This window comes from Ensifer sp. 1H6 (genome assembly GCF_001976035.1).
GTDB lineage: Bacteria > Pseudomonadota > Alphaproteobacteria > Rhizobiales > Rhizobiaceae > Ensifer > Ensifer canadensis.
Genome location: NZ_MOAI01000053.1, coordinates 20,888 through 27,117 on the forward strand (window position 1 = coordinate 20,888; position 6,230 = coordinate 27,117).

A 6,230-nucleotide genomic window follows, 5' to 3' on the forward strand; every position below is an offset into this window, starting at 1 on the left:
CTGCAGTTCCCTGGGGCACAACGATCCATGCGCGGCTTGCAGGGGTGGAGTGAAGTCTTAGCGCTGCTATCTGCGGGGGTGATCGACTATATATCCCTCATCGAAGTGAACGAAGCGCCAAGGACTGGCAGCTAGGCTTCGAAAGCCCACGGAAAGGGGATCATCATGAACGTAGCACGCTCTTTCAACAACTGGCTCAAGTACCGGCAGACGGTCTCCGAACTGGGCCGCATGTCCACGCGCGAACTGCGTGACCTCGGCATCGACCGCGCCGACATCCCGAGCATTGCCCGCAATGCCTTCGGCCGCTAATCGCGCCTGAGACCATCAAAGATTTCATGAAGCGCCCGCTCGGATCCGAGCGGGCGTTTTTTGTGTTTTGACCGATCGTTGGACGGAGTTGATCGCGTTACATCGCGTCCTTGCCCTTGACCGCATTGTCCATATGCGACTTGCATTTCTCCATGTCATTGGCCGCCATGGCATCCTTGGCCATGCTGAGTTCCTTCGCCGATTCGATCTTCTTGGCGCCATCCGAGATCGTGTTTCATCAACGACGCCTCGTCGCAGACGCCGTCGGCCTGAGAAAAAGCAGGCGTCACCAGACCGAAGACCATTTGGCAGGGAATGTCCGCGTCCTGATGTAGGACTTCTGAGTCTTCGGAACCGGGTTGCCCCCCTCTCCAAGTAGATAGGCCCTACCCGCTCCAGCAGCGCTGAAGACGTCATTGTGTCTGCTGCGGCACCAGTCGTCGCCGAACCTTGGTCTTGTTGGGGGCTGCAAGCGGAACCGAGGGCCGCTTCGTCAGCGCCTCAATTGCCGCCGTCGTCATGTCTGACGCAGCGAAGTCGGCGCCTGGCACTTGCTCCGCACTTGTATCTGCCTTGCGCTGGCCCGCTGCACGGTCGGCAGAAGTGTCCCAAATGACGATGCCGACCCTTGCCCTGATGTTGACCCGCTTGAGGCGGCGGACGACAAATCGGGCGTGCTTGATCGAATCCCGGTTGAGAAAGCAGACGACGATCGCGTCGACGGCTTCGGTCTGGAGCTTGCGGATATTGGCCGGTTCGATCTGGCGAAAACTCAGCGCCGTTGCGGCGGCCCCTTCGGCACGCAGCACCTGGGCGAGCATCGCGGCGGAGACATCGTCGATCTCGCCCCGGCCGCCGACGCACAGGATGGTCATGCCTTCGCCATCCGGAATGGGCTGGCTTGCCGGTTCGCCTTCCGTGTCTGCCTTCTCATCCTCATCGTCCTGACTTTCCTCGATCGCAATGTCTTCGAGGTTGGAGACCAGCGACATGCCGCTTGCAGCCACGCGCAGCCGCTGCTCGTCGCTCATGACACCACGGGCGCGATCCTGTTCCGCCAAAGCCAGGGCGGGCATGGCGACCGCGCCGTAGTAGTCGACGAGGTATTCTTCTTCGAGGATCTCCTCGGCCTGATCGGTCGCTTCGTCCGGATCGCCGGCCAGAAGCCGCTGATAGAGACGCGCATGCGGCGCGAGCACCGGATCGCTGCCGAAAAGTACCTGCAGAAATTCGAATTGCGGTACATGTTTGCCGAGAACAACGAGACAGACCGTCAGCGGCGTCGACAGTATCAGTCCGACAGGCCCCCAGATCCAGGCCCAGAAAATCGCGGAAACGATGATCGCCAGCGGCGACAGACCGGTCTTGGAACCGTAGAGCATCGGCTCGACCACATTGTTGATCACCAGTTCCATCGCCACGAACAGGCTGGCCGTCCACAACAGCATGGACCAGCCGCTGTCGACCGCCACCGACAGAAACAGCGGCAGCACCATGGCGATGACCGGCCCGATATAGGGCACGAAGCGCAGGACGATCGCCAGCAACCCCCACAGCACCGCGTTGGGTATGCCGATAAACCAAAGACCGATGGCGACAGGCAGGCCATAGGCGGTGTTCACGATCAACTGCATCAGCAGGTAATGGCCGACTCGCTTACCGGCATCCTGCAGGCCCTCGGTGGTTCGATGCAGATCGCCGAAACCGGCGAGACGGATGAATCGGTCCCTCAGATCCTCCCGTTCCAGCAGCATGAAGATGACGACCACCACCACAAGACCGGCCATCGCCACCGGGCCGACCAGCGGCGCTATGATGTTGGTGAGAACCTGGATCGGATTGTCGCGAGAATAGATCTCGACCAGCAGCGGATCTCTTTTCGGGCTTTCGACGCTGGTCGGCGTCTCCGTGGTCGGGCGGTCAATTTCGCGGTTGATGCGTTCGACCACGTTTCCGATGCGATCGATGATGCCGCTTTCGGAGCCGGCTTCCTTCAGGTCCTTCACCTTCATGACGATGTTGGATTGATAGGCGGGCAGGTTCTTCGCAAGTTCGGCAACTTGCAGTGCGACGATGAGACTGAAAATGCCGATCAAGGTAAAGGTGATCAACGCGGTAGAGATCACCGCAAACGCCCGTGGCAGGCCGATCCGGCGCAGTGCCGCGACGACAGGCGCAAGTGCGAAGGTCAGGAGCAGCGCGACGGCGATCGGGAGGAAGACGTCGCGCGCGAGGTAAAGCACGGCCGCGGCGCCTACAAGCGTCAGCGACGTGGGCATGGCCGGGCGCACGCCCTGCATCGAGGGCGGCGCACCGAGATCCCGGATTTGATCGATTGCCTTGCCCATGCCTATTTCCCCAAGGATTTATCAGAAGCTATCACGAATGATCGGCCGGCAAATGCGGCGCTGTTTCCACGCCGACCGCTAGACGAACGGAAACAGCGAAGCGTCCGGGTCCGCATGCCCCAGGATGCTCGACGAAATGATCTCGGCGGCGATTTGGCTGAAGGTGATGCCGTTGCCGCCATAGCCCATGGTTGCGAAGGCGTTGCGCATACCGGGAACGCGGCCGATCATCGGCAGACCCTCAGCGGTAACACCGAAGGCGGCGGCCCAACGGTAGTCGGGCTCGCCGATCCTGATCCCGATCAGATCGGAGAGCTTTTCGCGCAGGATGTCGGACTTTCCCTTCAACTTTGCCGGATCCTCGAAGGCATCGTCGCTTTCCTCGTCCTCGCCGCCGACGAGGATGCGGCCGTCGGGCGTCGAGCGAAAATAGAGATACGGGTCGGCGCCCTCCCAGACGAGATAGTCGTCGAGCCATTCCGGCCGTGGATGACGAGGTCTGGTCGCCATCGCCCAGGTCGAGACTATGGCATGTTTCTTGTTCGCGACGGCTTTCAGAAACTCATAGCCCGTGCAGAAGACCACATGGGTCGCTAGGATGATCCGGCCGTCGGACGTCGCAACGGCATTCCGGCCCTCAACCTCCCTGATATCGGTGATCTCGATCGTCTCGACGATGGGGACGCCGTTTGCCTGTGCGTGGCGGAGGAAGCCGGCGGTCAACTGGGCCGGATTGGCCGATGCGGAGACATGCGTCTCGATCGCCGCGGTACGGTCGATACCGAACCTGGCGCGCAGTTTGTCTTGCGGCAGAAGCGTTGCGGCGAGGCTTGCAGCCTCGCGGGCACTCACTTCCGCTTGAAGTGCGCGCGAACCATAGCTTGCGCCCGAGAGATAAAGCGTGTTCTTCCGCTCGAAATGGCAATCGATCTGCAGGGCGTCGACGAGCGATGCGAGATGCTCGACCGCCTTCGCCGAGCGCTGCCAGACGCGCGCGGCGTCAGCGGTTCCGCGCAAGCGGTTCAACCGATGCAGCGGCACGTCGATTTCGTGCTGGATCATGGCGGTGCTGGCCATGCTGCTGCCGCCTATCGGCTTTCGGCGATCGACCATCAGCACTGACAGATTGTGGCCAATCAGAGCATTCGCCATCAGCGCACCGCTGATTCCAGCGCCGACGATCAGCACATCGACATCATGGGTGGTGAGCCGCCTTTGTGTCCTCACCGCATGGCGTGGGGCATCGGCCCAGAGCGGCTCGGACTTCCGAAGTGCCCGTTTTCGGGTCAGTGAATGCAAGTGCCCCTCCAGGTCTGCGCATTCGTGAATGCGCAGGAGCCGATTAAGTTCCTCTGGTTGATTGCGACCGTTGCGGTTGGCGGGTGGCTCAGGCAGTCGCCTGCTCAGGCGGTCGATGCCGCGAGGCGACGCAGGGCAAGATATTCCCAAAGCGCCACGATCAACAGCACTGCGGTCGATGCGGCCTGAACGATGTAGTTGGGGGCAATTGGCACGATGAGGATCGCGACGGCGAGAAGCACGAGCCCGGCGATGTGCGAGACCGGGAACTGGCGGGTCGCGACGGCCTTGATCCAGATGTTGCCGCCGAGGAAAAGCGCCGGGCCGCCGAGCATGGCGAGCGCATGCTTCAGCGAGCTCGATTCTTCGGCGTGAGACAAGCTGAAGTCCTCCCCGACTGCCGTCAGGATGATGCCGGCGACGACAGGCAGGTGGCCGTAGGTGAATAGATTGAGCGCCAGGGTCTCCGGCCGTGATGTCGCTTCGGCTTTGGATGCCGCCCTTTCCTGGCCGTGGTGGAAATAGATCCACCACATGAAGCCGGTGCTGAGGAATGCACTGCAGAACACGGCAAAGGTCATATCATCCGTCATGTGCTCCGTCGCATTGCGGCCGGTGGTCAAGATGGTCTCACCGAGGCAGATGATGACGAAGAGCGCGCAACGTTCCGCCATGTGCGCGCCGGATATATCCAAGGTCTCGTCGGGCGATTTGCCGAGAAAGGGCACGTAGTACCTGAGCGCCGGCGACGCGTATTCGACAAGGAGGGCGAGCGTCCATAGGAGAAGGCGCCCTTCGATCTCCATTAGCCCGCCGGACAGCCAGAAGGCGCTGGAGAGCAGCATCCAGATCGTGATGCGCAGGAAGGTCAGGAACGATCGCCTGTCGGCGTGGCGAAAGGCATAAAGCGTGAAAGCCGACCGACAGATCTGCATACCGCTGTAGATCGCCGCAAAAACCAGTCCTTGGTCGCCAAAGGCTTCGGGCAGGGCGATCGCCAGAAGTACGCCGGCAAACATCAGGCCGAACAGCAGCAGGCGGACCGGCTCCTTTTCGGTATCGAGCAGGTTCGTCACCCATGTCGTGTGGATCCAGACCCACCAGATCGCCAGGATCAGCAGGACGGCCTCGATCACGGCAGTGGCACTGAAATCGGATGCGAGCTTGTGGGCGAGCTGAATGAGCGCGAAGACGAAAACGAGGTCGAAGAACAGTTCGGGAAAACTCGCCCGTGTCTGGTCGGCATCCGCCTTCCTGATCCAATCCCCTTTATGATTGCTTGCCATTCAGGTCGCCGATGCTGTTCCGATCGAAACTCGAACGGGAACTAGGGCGCTGGCGAATTTCAACAACGGCTGCTTCCTGTTGGGACGAGCAGGAGGCGTCACGCGGCTCGCGTCAGCGAGTGCCTCCTGCTGATAGGCGGTTGCTACCATTGCGCATTGCCGGCACCAATTGCAAACAACGGACTGAACCTTCCTGTGCGAGAGGCGTTTGGCTTGGCGCTGTCATCAATCCCGGCGGGCCTTGTCGTGCCCGATCGAGAGCGTGCGCAGCGCCGGTAACCTGTTAAGGTGATTGAACAATTTTCAATTTGTTCTGATGTGAGGCAGGAACCATCGCCAAGCACTCGCGTTGTCCCAGCATCGTTCAATGACGCATCGAGGAGACAACAATGAAACGAGTAATTGTCGCGACAGCTTTTCTGGCCGCAAGCGCGCTTAGTGCTTACGCCCAGACGCCGACCCCTTCGCCGGAGGCTGAAACGCCAGCAGTGGCCACGCCTGACACCACCAACCCGACCGCACCTGTCGAGGGCGCCAACAGCTTCACCGAAGAGCAGGCGCGCGCACGACTTCAGGAGAACGGCTACACATCCGTGACCGGATTGAAGCTGGACGACAAGGGCATCTGGCAGGCCTCTGCCACCAAGGACGGAAAGCCCGTGACCGTCGCGCTCGATTACCAGGGCAACATCGTCGCCAACTGACGTTGGTCGAGAAACTTCAGCAGACCCATTCAAGGAAAATCGACATGAAAACTGTTTCCGGACTCTTCGATACCTATGAGCAGGCTTCCGAGGCCGTGCGTGCGCTGAAAGCGGCCGGCATTCCCGATGACGACGTCAGCATGGTCGCGAGCAATGCCGAAGGCCGTTACAAGGTTAGCGACACAGAAGGTGCGGCCGAAGGGGCTGGCACTGGCGCCGGCCTCGGTGCTGCGGTCGGCGGCGCAAGCGGCCTTCTGACCGGCCTCGGGCTGATGGCGATC

At 61.1% G+C, this 6,230-nt stretch carries 6 protein-coding genes; 3 read left to right on the top strand and 3 right to left on the bottom strand.

Annotation, left to right across the window (positions count from 1 at the left end):
* Window positions 1–165: 165 nt before the first annotated feature.
* Complete coding sequence (locus BKP54_RS33290; protein ID WP_067698903.1) at window positions 166–312, top strand: DUF1127 domain-containing protein; 147 nt, start codon at window positions 166–168, stop codon at window positions 310–312.
* A gap of 413 nt (window positions 313–725) precedes the next feature.
* On the opposite strand, the gene BKP54_RS33300 is transcribed toward BKP54_RS33290, so the two are convergent.
* From BKP54_RS33300 to BKP54_RS33310, 3 genes are all read right to left on the bottom strand, one after another.
* Window positions 726–2,660, bottom strand: a complete 1,935-nt coding sequence (locus BKP54_RS33300; RefSeq protein ID WP_082523733.1) for an AI-2E family transporter — start codon at window positions 2,658–2,660, stop codon at window positions 726–728.
* A 78-nt stretch (window positions 2,661–2,738) separates the two neighbouring features.
* Window positions 2,739–3,959: an FAD-dependent oxidoreductase gene (locus BKP54_RS33305; RefSeq protein ID WP_084815624.1), complete on the bottom strand. Its 1,221-nt coding sequence runs from the start codon at window positions 3,957–3,959 to the stop codon at window positions 2,739–2,741.
* Window positions 3,960–4,063: 104 nt separating this feature from the next.
* Window positions 4,064–5,245 (bottom strand): low temperature requirement protein A, encoded by a 1,182-nt coding sequence (locus BKP54_RS33310; protein ID WP_057222789.1) that lies wholly within the window; start codon window positions 5,243–5,245, stop codon window positions 4,064–4,066.
* Window positions 5,246–5,634: 389 nt separating this feature from the next.
* Here BKP54_RS33310 and BKP54_RS33315 point away from each other — a divergent pair, with 389 nt between their 5' ends.
* Window positions 5,635–5,949, top strand: coding sequence for a PepSY domain-containing protein (locus tag BKP54_RS33315; RefSeq protein WP_025429407.1), 315 nt, complete (start codon window positions 5,635–5,637; stop codon window positions 5,947–5,949).
* Between the two features lie 44 nt (window positions 5,950–5,993).
* Window positions 5,994–6,230 (top strand): general stress protein (locus BKP54_RS33320; protein ID WP_348626785.1); only part of this gene is annotated, 237 nt, incomplete at its 3' end.

Bases quoted from the DNA above. Each gene is read 5' to 3' on its own strand.
- BKP54_RS33315 (WP_025429407.1), top strand. From the start codon at position 5,635: ATGAAACGAGTAATTGTCGCGACAGCTTTTCTGGCCGCAAGCGCGCTT.
- BKP54_RS33310 (WP_057222789.1), bottom strand. From the start codon at position 5,245: ATGGCAAGCAATCATAAAGGGGATTGGATCAGGAAGGCGGATGCCGAC.
- BKP54_RS33290 (WP_067698903.1), top strand. From the start codon at position 166: ATGAACGTAGCACGCTCTTTCAACAACTGGCTCAAGTACCGGCAGACG.
- BKP54_RS33300 (WP_082523733.1), bottom strand. From the start codon at position 2,660: ATGGGCAAGGCAATCGATCAAATCCGGGATCTCGGTGCGCCGCCCTCG.